Consider the following 12623-nt stretch of genomic DNA (forward strand, 5'->3'; position numbering starts at 1 on the left):
TAAGAGAACCCAACCCGATGAAATGGATTTGCGCTGTTAGCCTCGCTGTTTCCCTTGCGCTGCAACCTGCACTGGCCGGGGAGCCCACCGTTCAGCATCCGATGACCGAAAAGGCGCGTGATGCCTACGTCAATAATCTGCTTAAAAAGATGACGCTGGATGAGAAAATTGGCCAGTTGCGTTTAATTAGCGTGGGACCGGATACGCCAAAAGAAGCCGTGCGTGAGATGATCCACAAGGGGCAGGTGGGCGCGATTTTTAATACAGTTACGCGCCCGGATATCCGGGCGATGCAGGATCAGGTGATGCAGCTCAGCCGGCTGAAAATTCCGCTGTTTTTCGCCTATGACGTCGTGCACGGTCAGCGGACGATTTTCCCGATTCCGCTGGCGTTAGCCTCCAGCTGGGATCTGGATGCCGTTAAAGAGGTTGGGCGCATTTCAGCTTATGAAGCGGCAGACGATGGGTTAAATATGACCTGGGCGCCGATGGTTGACGTCAGCCGGGAGCCGCGCTGGGGACGCGTGTCCGAAGGCTTCGGCGAGGACACCTATTTAACGTCCGAAATGGGACGCACCATGGTGAAAGCGATGCAGGGCAAAAGCCCGGCAGACCGCTACAACATTATGACCAGCGTTAAGCACTTTGCGCTGTACGGCGCGGTTGAAGGCGGACGGGATTACAACACCGTGGACATGAGTCCGCAACGCATGTTCCAGGACTATCTGCCGCCGTATAAAGCCTCTCTGGATGCCGGCAGCGGCGGCGTCATGGTGGCACTCAACTCCATTAATGGTGTGCCCGCCACGGCCGACAGCTGGCTGCTGAAAGATCTGCTGCGTCGTGACTGGAAATTTAAAGGGATCACCATCAGCGACCACGGTGCGATCAAAGAGTTGATTAAACATGGCGTGGCGAGCGATCCTCAGGATGCGGTGCGTATTGCCCTCAAATCCGGTGTCGATATGAGTATGAGCGATGAATATTACAGCAAATACTTACCGGACCTGGTGAAACGCGGCATCGTCAGTCGGGCGGAAATCGACGATGCGGCGCGCCACGTGCTTAACGTGAAATACGACATGGGGCTGTTTAACGATCCCTATAGTCATCTGGGGCCGAAAGAGAGCGATCCCCAGGACACCAATGCGGAAAGCCGCCTGCATCGTCCCGAAGCCCGGGATGTGGCACGCAAAAGTATGGTGCTGCTGAAAAACCGCCTGAATACGTTACCGCTGAAAAAATCCGGCACCATTGCCTTGATCGGGCCGCTGGCAGACAGCCAGCGCGATATCATGGGCAGCTGGTCAGCGGCAGGTGTCGCGAAACAGTCTGTTTCGCTGTTGCAGGGGATGCAAAATGCGACGCAGGGTAAAGCGACGCTGCTGTATGCCAAAGGATCCAACGTGTCAGACAACAAAGGTATTCAGGACTTCCTGAATATGTATGAACCTGCCATCGTCGTCGATCCGCGCTCCGCACAGGCCATGATCGATGAGGCGGTAGAGAAGGCAAAACAGGCAGATGTCGTCGTGGCCGCCGTGGGGGAAGCGCAGGGCATGGCGCACGAAGCGTCCAGCCGTAGCGATCTGATGATTCCACCTGCGCAGCAAAAATTACTGGCTGCGCTGAAGGCAACAGGCAAGCCGCTGATCATCGTACTGATGAACGGTCGTCCATTGGCGCTGGTCAACGAAGATCGTATGGCCGATGCCATGCTGGAAACCTGGTTCAGCGGGACAGAAGGGGGCAATGCCATTGCGGATGTGCTGTTTGGCGATTACAACCCGTCCGGCAAGCTGCCGATGTCCTTCCCGCGTTCCGTGGGACAAATTCCCATCTATTACAACCATCTGCCGACCGGCCGGCCTTATAACTTTGCCAAGCCAAACAAGTACACGTCCCATTATTACGATGCGGAAAATGGCCCGCTCTATCCGTTTGGTTACGGCCTGAGCTATACCACGTTTACCGTGTCGCCGGTGACGCTGTCCGCTGAAACCATGCCGCACAACGGCAGTGTTGAAGCCAGCGTGACCGTAACAAACAGCGGTAAAGTTGACGGGGCCACGGTCGTCCAGCTGTACCTGAACGATCCGGTAGCCAGCATGAGCCGGCCGGTAAAAGAGCTGCACGGGTTCAAACGGATCATGCTTAAAGCCGGGGAGTCGCAGAAAGTGACCTTCAGGATTGACGTTGATGCACTGAAATTCTGGAATCAGCAGATGAAACACGTTGCTGAACCGGGCAAATTTAACGTCATGATTGGTCTGGACTCAGTACGCACCCAGAACGCCCAGTTTACCTATCAGTAAGCCCCGGCACGAACCGCGCGTCCGGTTCGTGCTGATTAACGCTTCCCCGTTCCGGGGAAGCGCATCCCGTTTCTGCTTCAGCCATCCTGCCCGGACCTCCCCACTTTGAGAGTTTTACCCTTGTCTGACATGGCGACAGGCATGATCCTGCTCTATCCTCGGGGAAAATGGATTCCTCAAGCACGAATGAGGCGCTATGACGTACCAAACACTGATTGCCGAAGCCCACAATCAGCAGCGCACCCTGACGGCCATTGTCGAACAGGATGCGCGTACTGCTTATTTCTATATCTGGCCCACTGACCTGTTTCGTAGCCAGTTTGCGGTGCGGGGCTGCTGGTTACGTAACCTCCTGCCCGCGCCGGTTGAGGACGATCACCAGGCGATGGCGCAGGGCATTGCCCCCCTGTTAAGTGCCGAATACTGTCGTAACCTGGAAGCGGAGCCGCCGCTGGATCCGGCCGGGCTGCAAATACTCTGGGAACCGGGCGACGCGGGCGCAGCACTCTGGTACTACGGTCAGCTTCTTGCCGTGATCCCGGGCTGGAGTCTTTATCAGGATAAGCAGGTCAGTTTTTCTGCAGGCTGTATTAAAAAGAACCGGCTGACCGCACCCCTGGGTTCGGCGTCCACTAACCATTATTACGCCCTGGCCGAACAGCAACGGCAGTTCTGGCGTGAATGGCATGACGGCAGCGAATGGGACAAGGTACAGCAGGATCTGATGACCTGTTATCAGGCACAGTTTGGCGAGTCGGTAAAATACTACGCGATCGATCAAGGCAACTGGCCGCCAATGGCGCTGTCGCAGCATTATCACAACGGCATCTGGTATTTTCTGACGCTGGGGATGAGTATTCGTCCCATGCCGCAGGTGGATTTTCTGTTTGATGAACTGGCACCGCACTATCGCCGGGCAGAGCTGGGGATGGCTGTTGATGGCGAGGTGATGACGGAGAGCAATGCGGTGCAAATGGCCAGTGCGCTGGCAGAATTTGTGCATTTACCATGGGCGCGCCTCACCTGGCTCGGCGAAGGCCATACGCTGGCTTCGGAAGTGGCTCCTGTGGGATTTGAAAGCTATCTGTTAGCCAACGAGCTGGCACCGGAAAGCGCGCAGTTTGTCCTGCCGAGGCGCGATGGCGACAGGCCAACGTTACTGTGGGCCACGCCGGTAACCGAAGCGGAGCGTCAGTTTGCTCAGGCTGAACCCCAGGGCGGGCAACAACTGCGTGAACGCCTTTCCGCTGGCGGAAATACCCATATTTTCCGGCCACGCGATCAGGTCGTCGAGGCGGGATAAGCCGCGCAATCGGGTGCCGCCTGCCGCCAGGGGTAAGAAAGTTACGCACCTGGCGCAATTAAATATCTTTATTGTTAAATGACTTGTTAAATTTGTGATCTAGTCTACTCAAGTTCCCCTTTGCTGTGCCGTTAACCCGGATCAGGCAATGGCGCCACAAAAGGTCAGGGGAACAATGATGTTAAAGACCACGCAATCCCGCTTCACCGCAACACTTATCGGCTTCTTTGTTGCGTTAATGTTGGTCACTATCTGGGTAATTAATCAGTTTGTTGCGCCTCAACTGGTGGAAAATGAAAGCCGCCTGATTCGTTATCAGGTGGATTCACTGGCTACCGGCATTGTTGAGCAAATGAACCGTGTGCAGGCGCAGCAACGCGCCATCACCGAGGCTGCGGCCGTCATCGACAGCGCGGCGATCGACACCTTATTACCGGCGCTGGTCAACCAGTATCAGGACAGCAACGTCTTTGGCGGCGGTATCTGGCCCTTACCTAATCGTCGCGAAGCCGGAAAAGAGAGAGACAGCAGCTTTTTCGCGCGTGATGCCAGCAATAAGCTGCAGGTGAATACCTACTGGAACTCTGAGGCGGCTGACAAGTACTGGGAGCAGCCCTGGTACAAAGACGGGATGGCTGCACCAAAAGGGCAGTGCGCCTGGGCTAAGGCTTATCAGGATGCCGCCAGCCCACAGCCGCGTACCAACTGTGCGATGGCCATCTACCGCGACGGTTCCATCTGGGGCGTCTCAACGATCGACGTTACGTTGGGTTTTTTCAACCAACTGGCTAAAAAAATGGGCGAGGCGATTCATGGAGACGTACTGATCGTTGAGTCTGACGGCAAAGTGGTCGGCAACGCAGCGCTGGCGAACGGTACGCCGAAACTTGAGAACCTGAGCGATCTGCAGAATCCAATGGCTGGGCCATTGAAAACCCTGCTGGCTCACGCAGGCACCCAGCCGACAGAAACCACTTACAATAGTCATGACGGTGAACAGACGCTGTTTTTACAGGCTATTCCGGGCAGCCCGTGGTATCTGGCCAGTAGCGTTCCGAGCAGCCTCCTGAAAGCACAGTCCCACAACATGCTGATGCGTCTGGGCCTGGTACAGATCCCGCTGGCAGTTATTCTGTTACTGGTGCTGTTAGGCTTTGTCCGCGCGATGATGAAGCGTCTGAGAATGCTGAATCAAAATATTGAAGCCTTGTCGACAGGCGGTGCGGATTTGACCCAGCGCCTGCCGGCCAGCAACAGCCCGGAATTCAACGCGGTGGCACAGAGCTTCAATAATTTTATCAGCTACCTGCAAGGGTTAATGCAGCAGGTTGGCAGCAGCGCACTGGCCATTTCAGCCGCATCACGTGAAATTGCCAGCGGTAATACGAATCTGTCGTCACGGACGGAAGATCAGGCCAGCTCGATTGTTGAGACCGCGGCCTCAATGGAACAGCTGACCGGCACCGTGCGTCAGAACGCCGATAACGCCACACATGCGAACCAGCTGGCCGGTGAGGCGTCACAGGTGGCGGCACGTGGCACAGAGGTGGTTCGGCAGGTCGTCAGCACCATGGGTGAAATCCATCACTCTTCACGTAAAGTCGTGGATATCATTAGCGTGATCGACAGCATTGCCTTCCAGACCAATATCCTGGCGCTGAACGCCGCCGTTGAAGCGGCGCGTGCCGGAGAACAGGGCCGGGGCTTTGCCGTGGTGGCATCAGAAGTCCGTAACCTGGCGCAACGTTCCGCTAACTCCGCCCGTGAGATCAAAAAACTCATCGAAGAGTCCGTAGCCAATATCGATGCGGGTAGCCAGTTGGTCGAGCAGGCCGGGCAGACGATGGACGAACTGGTGCAGGGCGTCAGCAGCGTGACCACGCTGATGAGCGAGATTATGGCGGCCAGCCGTGAGCAGAGCATGGGCATTGAGCAGGTCAACGTGGCCATCAACCAGCTAGACAGCACCACGCAGCAAAACGCCGTGCTGGTTGAAGAAGTCTCCTCAGCCGCCCAGGCGATGGAAGCGCAAAGTCTGCAACTGGAACAGGTTGTGAAAAGCTTTAAACTGTAACGCCCATCGGGCCAGCCTCCGCTGGCCCGACATTTTTGCCGATCGGCTTCACCCTCTGACAGATTTGTGCATAAACAGCACAATTTTATCCCCTCAACCTCGCCGATCTTGTGCCAGAATGATGAGGAACACATTCAAGGAATCCTCATGTCTGCTATTGAAGTCATCCTCGTCGACCATCTTGATCGCCCCACTGGCAAAATGGAAAAGCTGGAAGTACATGAAAAAGGATTACTGCACCGTGCCGTGACGGTGTATGTTTTTAACGCCCGTCAGGAATTGCTGCTTCAGCGTCGCGCCAGCGATAAATACCATTGCGGCGGCCTCTGGAGTAATACTTGCTGCGGCCATCCTTATCCTCATGAGTCGACTAAAGACGCGGCTGAACGTCGGTTACGTGAAGAAATGGGCATGACCTTGTCGCTGACGCCGATCTTCGAACTGAGCTACAACCTGCCCCTGAGTAATGGTCTGACAGAGCATGAATACGGCCATGTGTTTTTTGCGCTCAGCGATGAGCTGCCCCAGCTTAATCCGCAGGAGGCCGACGCTTTCGACTACCGTTCGATGCAGGATATCGCCCGGCAAATGCAGCAGCAGCCGCAGCAGTTTACGCCCTGGTTTCTTCATACGTTCCCGCGTATTCCTGCCTACCTTGAGCATTTCACTTTCCCGGCATAACGATCTCGCCCTGGCTGATGTGGTCAGGGCCGGTTTCGTCACAAAACCCATCGCGCAACGCTGTTGCCAGGCTACGCTTTTATTGCAATGAATAAAAACGGTGGGGTGCCCGTGCGCGTTTCGCAGTGCTGACAACCAACGGCGACTCCAGGTGAATAACGTGATAAGGAAAGCAACATGGCAACTATTCGCGGTTGGGCGGGCATCGGTGCAGTAGTGTTTAGTCTCGGGATGGCGCATGCGGCCGAACCGGTTCGTGTCGGTTCCAAGATTGATACCGAAGGCTCACTGTTGGGAAATGTGATTCTGCTGGTGCTGGAAAAGCATGGTGTCAAAACCGTGAATAAAATCCAGTTGGGCGCCACCCAGGTGGTACGCGGTGCCATTACGGCGGGGGAACTGGATATCTACCCGGAATACACCGGTAATGGCGCGTTCTTTTTTAACGACGAAAAAGACAGTGCCTGGAAGAATGCCCGTCAGGGTTATGAGAAGGTCAAAAAGCTGGATGCAGAGAAAAATCACCTGATCTGGCTGACGCCCGCGCCCGCCAATAACACCTGGACCATTGCGGTGCGCAATGATGTGGCCGAAAAAAATCAGCTTAATTCACTACAGGACCTGAGCGCTTATCTCAAAAAAGGCGGTACGTTTAAGCTGGCTGCCTCGGCGGAATTTATTGAACGCAGCGATGCGTTGCCGGCCTTTGAAAAAGCCTATGACTTTACGCTTAAGCAGGATCAACTGTTATCGCTGGCAGGCGGCGATACGGCGGTGACTATCGGTGCGGCCGCCCAGCAAACCTCCGGGGTAAATGCGGCCATGGCCTACGGCACGGATGGCCCGGTTGCCGCGCTGGGCCTGAAAACCCTGAGCGATCCCAAAGGCGTGCAGCCCATCTATGCGCCCACACCCGTTGTACGTGAAGCAGTGCTCAAAGCCTATCCGCAAATGGATGCCTGGCTAAAACCGGCGTTCAGTGCACTTGACGAAAAGACATTGCAACAGCTCAACGCCAAAATTGCTGTGGAAGGGCAGGATGCCAGCAGTGTGGCAAAAGCGTGGCTGCAACAGCAAAAGCTGCTGTAACGGTGTCGCTTACGCGGTCGGTCATCAACTGGCCCTGGCGACAGCCTGTGGCTCTGGTCCTTGTTTTGCTCCTGAGTCTGGTGCTGGGCGGGCTGCCGTTTGTCATTGTGGCGGCCAACCGGCTGGTCAGCGGCCAGTCCCTGATGCTCTGGCAAACCGCACACGGCAGCCTGGTGCTCCCGCTGTGGCTGATGCTGGTGGCACTGTTATGGATACGATCGTCTTCCCTGCGCAGCGCCCTGCAATTCCTCACCGCCGCCCTGCTGTTGGCGGCGCTGACTGGCGTGTGCGGCGATCAGGCAACATGGGTGGCGGAGCAGGGTAGCCGGCTCGCGCGTACCCGTTTTGCCAGCGGCATGTGGTGTGCAAGTGCCATTACGCTACTGCTCATCACGGATACGGTGCGTCAGTTAACCAAACATAAGCGCTGGCAGCTCGTGCTGAATCTGTCGATCTGGATCATCCCTCTGTTTCTGCTGTTCAGCGGTCAACTTTCACAGCTGTCTCTGCTTAAAGAATATGCCAGTCGTGAGGCGGTGTTCGATGCCGCTTTACTGCGCCATCTGACGTTATTAGTCGGCACCGTTCTGCCTGCCTTACTCATCGCGTTGCCGCTTGGCATAGCGCTCTACCGACGGCCTGGCTGGCAAAGCAGTGTGTTTGGCGTACTGAATGTCGTTCAGACAGTGCCCTCAGTGGCGTTGTTTGGTTTACTGATTGCCCCGCTGGCGGCGCTGGCAAAACGTGTTCCCCTGGCAGGTGAATGGGGCATCAGCGGCATTGGGATGGCGCCCGCGATCATCGCCCTGGTGCTCTATGCGCTGTTGCCGCTTGTGCGCAATGTGGTGACCGGTCTGCAACAGGTGCCTCCGGACGTGCGCGAAACTGCGCGCGGCATGGGACTGAGCCGCCGCCAGCAGTTCCTTGCCGTTGACGTCCCCCTGGCGTTGCCAGTGTGGCTGGCAGGATTACGTGTGGTGGTGGTGCAGACGCTGGGCATGGCGGTGATCGCGGCGCTGATTGGCGCAGGCGGATTCGGCGCCATTATTTTCCAGGGATTGCTGAGCAATGCGCTGGATCTGGTGCTGTTAGGCGTGATCCCGGTCATTGCGCTGGCGGTCGTGCTGGATGCGTTATTTCGGGTAGTGATAGCCCTGCTGGAGCGAAGCGATGATTGAGTTTGAGCGCGTCACAAAATACTTTGCGGGCCAGGCGGCGGTGAAAAATCTTTCTCTGACGCTTGCCGAGGGGAGCTTTAGCGTTCTGTTGGGTACGTCGGGTTCCGGCAAGTCGACCACGCTGAAAATGATTAACCGCCTGGTGGAGTACGATCAGGGCGATATTCGCTTTCGGGGGACGTCGATTCGTCAGCTGGATGCGCAGGCCCTGCGCCGACAAATGGGCTATGCGATTCAGTCGACGGGGTTATTTCCCCACTGGACGATCGAAAAGAATATTGCCACGGTGCCCGCCTTGCTTGGCTGGCCGAATGCACGCCGCCAGGCACGAATTGCGGAACTCATCACGCTACTGAATCTGGATCCGGCCTTATTGCATCGCTATCCGCATCAGCTTTCCGGCGGGCAGCAGCAGCGCGTCGGGGTTGCCCGGGCGCTGGCAGCCGATCCACAAGTATTACTGATGGATGAACCGTTTGGTGCACTGGATCCGGTAACGCGCAGCGCGCTACAACAGGAAATGTTACGTATCCATCAGGTCTCCGGCTGCACGATTGTGTTGGTGACGCATGATATTGATGAAGCCCTGACGCTGGCCGACAACATCGTGCTGCTCCATGACGGTGAGATCGTTCAGCAGGGCAAACCGCTGACGTTGCTGACCCGGCCAGGCAACGATTTTGTCCGGGATTTTTTTGGCCGCAGTGAAAGAGGACTGCGGCTACTGGCGCTCGGACAGGTCGGCAGCGTGGTGCGTCATGGCGAATGGCTGGAAGCAGAACCGCTCAGGGCAGATCTGACGTTACGTGAGGCGCTGTCGCAGTTTATCAGTCGCGGCACCGATAAATTGCCGGTAGTCGATGGCGATCGCCGCCCGCTTGGTGTGCTTCACTTCGCTGACCTGCTGCATCATGCGGAGACGGGCCGATGCGACGGTTAGCCGATCCGCTGCTGTGGCTGGTGCTGCTCTATCTGGGACTGCTCTGGGCGATGCCCTACAGTGGCCCGCTGTTTGCCGCCTGGTTTCCTGAACTTGCGCGCCCACTCTACCAGCAGGACAGTTTCTGGCAACTCACCCTGGCGCACCTGTTTTTAGTGGTCGTAGCCAGTCTGCTGGCAACCGCTATCGGCGTCGGCTGTGGCGTGCTGGCGACGCGTCGCAGTGGTCGCGCTTTCCGCCCTCTGCTGGAAACCATTGCGGCAGCCGGTCAGACCATCCCGCCTGTGGCCGTGCTGGCCATTGCGATACCGGTGATGGGATTTGGCGCCTGGCCCGCGATCGTGGCATTATTGCTCTATGGTTTGCTGCCCATCCTTCAGGGCACCTTAGCAGGGCTGGACAACGTGCCTGCCAGCAGCCGGGAGATTGCCGTAGGGGTGGGAATGAGCCGTTGGCAGCGCTTATGGCAGGTGGAGCTCGCCCTGGCCGCGCCAGTGATTATTGCGGGAATGCGCACGTCGGTGATTATCAATATCGGTACGGCAGCCATCGCCTCTACCGTAGGAGCAAAAAGCCTGGGATCGCCCATCATTATTGGATTAAGCGGCTTTAATACCGCCTATGTGCTGCAGGGCGCTTTACTGGTCGCACTGTTGGCGATTGTCTGCGATCGCCTGTTTGAACGGCTACAGCGCAGATTTAGCGTGAATGGACGATGAGCGAATAGCCAACCAGCATCAGCCCACTGGTTCCGCCAAGCGCCAGAATAGCAAACAGCGTGGCGAAAAAGGTTTTTTTCCAGTTCATAAATAACCTGAAGGTGTTGATGTGAAGGCGGGGATGATAGCGCGCGCAAGGCAGCCGTCATAGTGCCGAGCGTGCGTTTTTGTGTCAGTGAGCCTCATGCAAAAGCACAGAGAATCCCTGCTCCTGCCAGTGCGACAGTTGTTCCTGCTGACGACGCGTCAGTTTTTTCCCCGTAAAAACAAACATATTCAGCCCGGGAAACAGCTCCGGTCGCGGAACATCCAGCGGTTCTGACAGCACATCAATCCGCCAGCCGTGCTGGGATAACCGCCAGCCTTCCAGCCAGATGCGGGTTCGATCCTCAATGCCCCAGCCAATGATCAGCGCTTCCTTGCCTGCCTTTTTGCGATTACTGGCAAGACAGAACGCCACATAGTCGATCAGAATGCCGTCCAGCAGGCTGCACATCGTGCGGGCCGTATTCTGATCAAGGCTGAGTTTTTGCCTTACGGGCATAAAAACATGATCGATCAACGAATCGACTGCATATTCGCGGCCAATTAAGGCGATTTTATTGCGTAGCTTTGCCGGTCTTACATGGCGCAGTATGCTGATAAGCTCGTCCTGCATAGCCGTCCAGCCATCATGCGTATCAACATCGCCGCCTTCCAGTAGGGCTTTTACCTTGCCTACCGGGACTCCACTCTCAATCCAGCGCATAATTTCCTGGATGCGCTGAACATCTTCTTCATCGAACTGTCGATGACCGCCTTCAGTACGTTGTGGTTTCAATAATCCATAACGTCGTTGCCAGGCGCGTAAGGTAACCGGATTTATGCCACAGCGCTCGGCGACGTCGCCGATACTGTATAAGGTCATATTTACCTCTTTCACTGACCTGAATGAAACCACCATAGCGAAGCCTGTTAAGTTGTACAACCAATTTTTAAATGTACAACTTGACGGCTGCGCTTAAATGGTGTCCTATCTCAATTGTGAGAATTAAATTTCATAATAGAGATAAAAATGGCTGCTGATAATACTGAACAACGCCTCGCGGCTCGCCTGGCAGAACTGCGCATAAAACAGGGCTGGTCACTGGATGAGTTATCCACCGCAACAGGCATTAGCCGGGCAACATTATCGCGTATTGAGCGCGCTGAAACCAGTCCAACGGCTGCTCTCCTGAACCGCTTATGTGTCGCTTACAGTTTAACAATGTCACGCCTGTTGAGCGAAGTCGAAGAAGGTAACGATCTGCTGATTCCGCGCGATCGCCAACCGGTCTGGCAGGACGAAGCCAGCGGTTTTATTCGCCGTAACGTATCGCCGCCTGCGGCCACCTTCCGATGTGAGCTTATTGAGGGAACGCTGCGACCGGGTGCCCGTATTGATTATAATGTGCCGCCCGTGCAGGGCATGGAGCAGCATATCTGGCTGCGACAAGGGCAACTGACGGTAACGATGGGCGCGCAGAGCTGGACACTCGGTGCGGGCGACAGCCTGCGTTTCCATCTTACGGGCGCATCCGGCTTTCAGGCGCATCTGACTGAGGGTGCGCGTTACCTGCTGGTGGTATGTAAACCATGACACTCTATGAATCACTCAGCGCCGGTGCGGCGCACCAGGCGTTAAGCGAGCTGGTCGAGGTTTTACAGGCCTGTGTCGCCGACGGGGCCAGCGTCGGGTTTATCGATCCCGATGACCGGGCGGCCATTCATCAGTTCTGGCAACGTCAGCTTGCCGGACTGGAACAGGGCCAAAGTGAGCTGCTGGTCGCCCGTCAGCATGGCACGGTTGTCGCGACGGTTATGCTGAACGCGAGCGCAATGCCGAATGGCCGACACCGGGCCGAGATCAGTAAATTATTAGTGCATCCCCGCGCGCGGCGGCAGGGCATTGCACGCCAGTTAATGCAGCAGGCAGAGCAGCGGGCACGCCAGCAGGGGAAACGCTTACTGGTGCTGGACACGCGGCGTGGCGATGTCGCCAGCGAGCTTTACCTGGCGCTGAACTGGCAGGTGGCCGGATTTATTCCTCTCTATGCGGAATCCATTCACGGTGAGATGGACGCGACCACGGTGATGTTTAAGCTGCTGACGTAGCGGATGTGCTGCGAGAGTGCGCCGGGTCAACGGGATCGGCAATCAAACATGCACTGCGCCGCGCGGTTTGTACGGTGCTCAGCCCGCTCGCCTCGCCGCCCGTTTCTGAAGCGGGCACGAAAAAACAGACCTGAAAGCTGACGACACCGCAATACTGTGTAAAAATACAGGCCAATGAGTAACACGGTAAT

11 protein-coding genes are annotated in these 12623 nt (G+C 56.4%); 10 read left to right on the forward strand and 1 reads right to left on the reverse strand.

All coding sequences use genetic code 11. The features are described 5' to 3' along the window. Positions 1-17 precede the first annotated feature (17 nt). The 8 genes from bglX (at position 18) to C1N64_RS09085 (ending at position 10299) form a co-directional block, all read left to right on the forward strand. Positions 18-2315: a beta-glucosidase BglX gene (bglX, locus tag C1N64_RS09050; protein ID WP_394515431.1), complete on the forward strand. Its 2298-nt coding sequence runs from the start codon at positions 18-20 to the stop codon at positions 2313-2315. 196 nt (positions 2316-2511) lie between these two features. Beyond that, positions 2512-3618 carry a suppressor of fused domain protein gene (locus tag C1N64_RS09055; protein WP_394515432.1) on the forward strand — a complete coding sequence of 369 codons (1107 nt, stop codon included), beginning with the start codon at positions 2512-2514 and terminating at the stop codon, positions 3616-3618. Positions 3619-3796: 178 nt separating this feature from the next. Then, the gene (locus C1N64_RS09060) at positions 3797-5692 is read left to right on the forward strand and encodes a methyl-accepting chemotaxis protein (RefSeq protein ID WP_058701065.1); all 1896 of its coding nucleotides are present in this window, start codon (positions 3797-3799) and stop codon (positions 5690-5692) included. Positions 5693-5839: 147 nt separating this feature from the next. Next, positions 5840-6373, forward strand: coding sequence for an isopentenyl-diphosphate Delta-isomerase (gene idi, locus C1N64_RS09065; protein WP_033737707.1), 534 nt, complete (start codon positions 5840-5842; stop codon positions 6371-6373). Positions 6374-6604: 231 nt separating this feature from the next. Next, positions 6605-7462: a glycine betaine ABC transporter substrate-binding protein OsmF gene (locus C1N64_RS09070; RefSeq protein ID WP_050504735.1), complete on the forward strand. Its 858-nt coding sequence runs from the start codon at positions 6605-6607 to the stop codon at positions 7460-7462. A 2-nt stretch (positions 7463-7464) separates the two neighbouring features. Further along, entirely contained in the window at positions 7465-8640 is a 1176-nt protein-coding gene (locus C1N64_RS09075; RefSeq protein WP_375096601.1) for an ABC transporter permease, read from the forward strand. Next, a complete protein-coding gene (locus C1N64_RS09080) occupies positions 8633-9580 on the forward strand; it encodes an ABC transporter ATP-binding protein (protein WP_277281684.1) in 948 nt (315 codons plus the stop codon). Before C1N64_RS09075 ends, C1N64_RS09080 begins: the two co-directional genes overlap by 8 nt. Then, positions 9568-10299 (forward strand): ABC transporter permease, encoded by a 732-nt coding sequence (locus C1N64_RS09085; protein WP_367143207.1) that lies wholly within the window; start codon positions 9568-9570, stop codon positions 10297-10299. Before C1N64_RS09080 ends, C1N64_RS09085 begins: the two co-directional genes overlap by 13 nt. 172 nt (positions 10300-10471) lie before the next feature. On the opposite strand, the gene C1N64_RS09090 is transcribed toward C1N64_RS09085, so the two are convergent. Then, positions 10472-11206 (reverse strand): MerR family transcriptional regulator, encoded by a 735-nt coding sequence (locus tag C1N64_RS09090; protein ID WP_006118575.1) that lies wholly within the window; start codon positions 11204-11206, stop codon positions 10472-10474. A 147-nt stretch (positions 11207-11353) separates the two neighbouring features. On the opposite strand from C1N64_RS09090, the gene C1N64_RS09095 reads away from it, so the two are divergent. Next, on the forward strand, positions 11354-11917 hold the full coding sequence (locus C1N64_RS09095; RefSeq protein WP_054687966.1) for a helix-turn-helix domain-containing protein: 564 nt from the start codon (positions 11354-11356) through the stop codon (positions 11915-11917). Next, entirely contained in the window at positions 11914-12432 is a 519-nt protein-coding gene (locus tag C1N64_RS09100) for a GNAT family N-acetyltransferase (RefSeq protein ID WP_039341460.1), read from the forward strand. The genes C1N64_RS09095 and C1N64_RS09100 overlap by 4 nt, the downstream gene beginning before the upstream one ends. The last annotated feature ends 191 nt before the right edge of the window (positions 12433-12623 follow it).

The organism is Pantoea sp. SGAir0215, assembly GCF_043543215.1.

What these genes read in the sequence shown, in the direction of transcription:
- bglX (WP_394515431.1), top strand. Translation starts at nt 18, where the DNA reads ATGAAATGGATTTGCGCTGTTAGCCTCGCTGTTTCCCTTGCGCTGCAA.
- C1N64_RS09055 (WP_394515432.1), top strand. Translation starts at nt 2,512, where the DNA reads ATGACGTACCAAACACTGATTGCCGAAGCCCACAATCAGCAGCGCACC.
- C1N64_RS09060 (WP_058701065.1), top strand. Translation starts at nt 3,797, where the DNA reads ATGTTAAAGACCACGCAATCCCGCTTCACCGCAACACTTATCGGCTTC.
- idi (WP_033737707.1), top strand. Translation starts at nt 5,840, where the DNA reads ATGTCTGCTATTGAAGTCATCCTCGTCGACCATCTTGATCGCCCCACT.
- C1N64_RS09070 (WP_050504735.1), top strand. Translation starts at nt 6,605, where the DNA reads ATGGCGCATGCGGCCGAACCGGTTCGTGTCGGTTCCAAGATTGATACC.
- C1N64_RS09080 (WP_277281684.1), top strand. Translation starts at nt 8,633, where the DNA reads ATGATTGAGTTTGAGCGCGTCACAAAATACTTTGCGGGCCAGGCGGCG.
- C1N64_RS09085 (WP_367143207.1), top strand. Translation starts at nt 9,568, where the DNA reads ATGCGACGGTTAGCCGATCCGCTGCTGTGGCTGGTGCTGCTCTATCTG.
- C1N64_RS09090 (WP_006118575.1), bottom strand. Translation starts at nt 11,206, where the DNA reads ATGACCTTATACAGTATCGGCGACGTCGCCGAGCGCTGTGGCATAAAT.
- C1N64_RS09095 (WP_054687966.1), top strand. Translation starts at nt 11,354, where the DNA reads ATGGCTGCTGATAATACTGAACAACGCCTCGCGGCTCGCCTGGCAGAA.
- C1N64_RS09100 (WP_039341460.1), top strand. Translation starts at nt 11,914, where the DNA reads ATGACACTCTATGAATCACTCAGCGCCGGTGCGGCGCACCAGGCGTTA.